This is a genomic window from Streptomyces sp. NPDC046203 (assembly GCF_040646255.1).
Lineage (GTDB): Bacteria > Actinomycetota > Actinomycetes > Streptomycetales > Streptomycetaceae > Streptomyces.
Genome location: NZ_JBEYZX010000101.1, coordinates 1 through 1,541, shown reverse-complemented (window position 1 = coordinate 1,541; position 1,541 = coordinate 1). Strand labels below are relative to the sequence as shown.

General features: G+C 56.5%; 1 rRNA gene. It reads right to left on the bottom strand.

From position 1 onward, the window contains the following. Window positions 1–32: 32 nt before the first annotated feature. Window positions 33–1,541: ribosomal RNA gene (locus ABZ990_RS31115) — 23S ribosomal RNA — on the bottom strand; the annotation flags it as partial.

Here is a 1,541-nt window from a genome sequence, read left to right as displayed (position 1 = left end):
CTTCAGAACTAACACAGTGGACGCGAGCAACTGAGGACAAGCCCTCGGCCTATTAGTACCGGTCAGCTCCACCCATTACTGGGCTTCCACATCCGGCCTATCAACCCAGTCGTCTACTGGGAGCCTTACCCTCTCAAGGAGGTGGGAATACTCATCTCGAAGCAGGCTTCCCGCTTAGATGCTTTCAGCGGTTATCCCTCCCGAACGTAGCCAACCAGCCATGCCCTTGGCAGGACAACTGGCACACCAGAGGTTCGTCCGTCCCGGTCCTCTCGTACTAGGGACAGCCCTTCTCAATATTCCTACGCGCACAGCGGATAGGGACCGAACTGTCTCACGACGTTCTAAACCCAGCTCGCGTACCGCTTTAATGGGCGAACAGCCCAACCCTTGGGACCGACTCCAGCCCCAGGATGCGACGAGCCGACATCGAGGTGCCAAACCATCCCGTCGATATGGACTCTTGGGGAAGATCAGCCTGTTATCCCCGGGGTACCTTTTATCCGTTGAGCGACGGCGCTTCCACAAGCCACCGCCGGATCACTAGTCCCGACTTTCGTCCCTGCTCGACCCGTCGGTCTCACAGTCAAGCTCCCTTGTGCACTTACACTCAACACCTGATTGCCAACCAGGCTGAGGGAACCTTTGGGCGCCTCCGTTACCCTTTGGGAGGCAACCGCCCCAGTTAAACTACCCATCAGACACTGTCCCTGATCCGGATCACGGACCGAGGTTAGACATCCAGCACGACCAGAGTGGTATTTCAACGGCGACTCCACAACCACTGGCGTGGCTGCTTCAAAGTCTCCCACCTATCCTACACAAGCCGAACCGAACACCAATATCAAACTGTAGTAAAGGTCCCGGGGTCTTTCCGTCCTGCTGCGCGAAACGAGCATCTTTACTCGTAGTGCAATTTCACCGGGCCTATGGTTGAGACAGTCGAGAAGTCGTTACGCCATTCGTGCAGGTCGGAACTTACCCGACAAGGAATTTCGCTACCTTAGGATGGTTATAGTTACCACCGCCGTTTACTGGCGCTTAAGTTCTCAGCTTCGCCCTGTCGAAACAGAGCTAACCGGTCCCCTTAACGTTCCAGCACCGGGCAGGCGTCAGTCCGTATACATCGCCTTACGGCTTCGCACGGACCTGTGTTTTTAGTAAACAGTCGCTTCTCGCTGGTCTCTGCGGCCACCCCCAGCTCAGAGTGCAAGACTCATCACCAGACGTGGCCCCCCTTCTCCCGAAGTTACGGGGGCATTTTGCCGAGTTCCTTAACCATAGTTCACCCGAACGCCTCGGTATTCTCTACCTGACCACCTGAGTCGGTTTAGGGTACGGGCCGCCATGAAACTCGCTAGAGGCTTTTCTCGACAGCATAGGATCATCCACTTCACCACAATCGGCTCGGCATCAGGTCTCAGCCTTAACGTGTGACGGATTTGCCTACCACACGGCCTACACCCTTACCCCGGGACAACCACCGCCCGGGCTGGACTACCTTCCTGCGTCACCCCATCGCTTACCTACTACCACCTTGG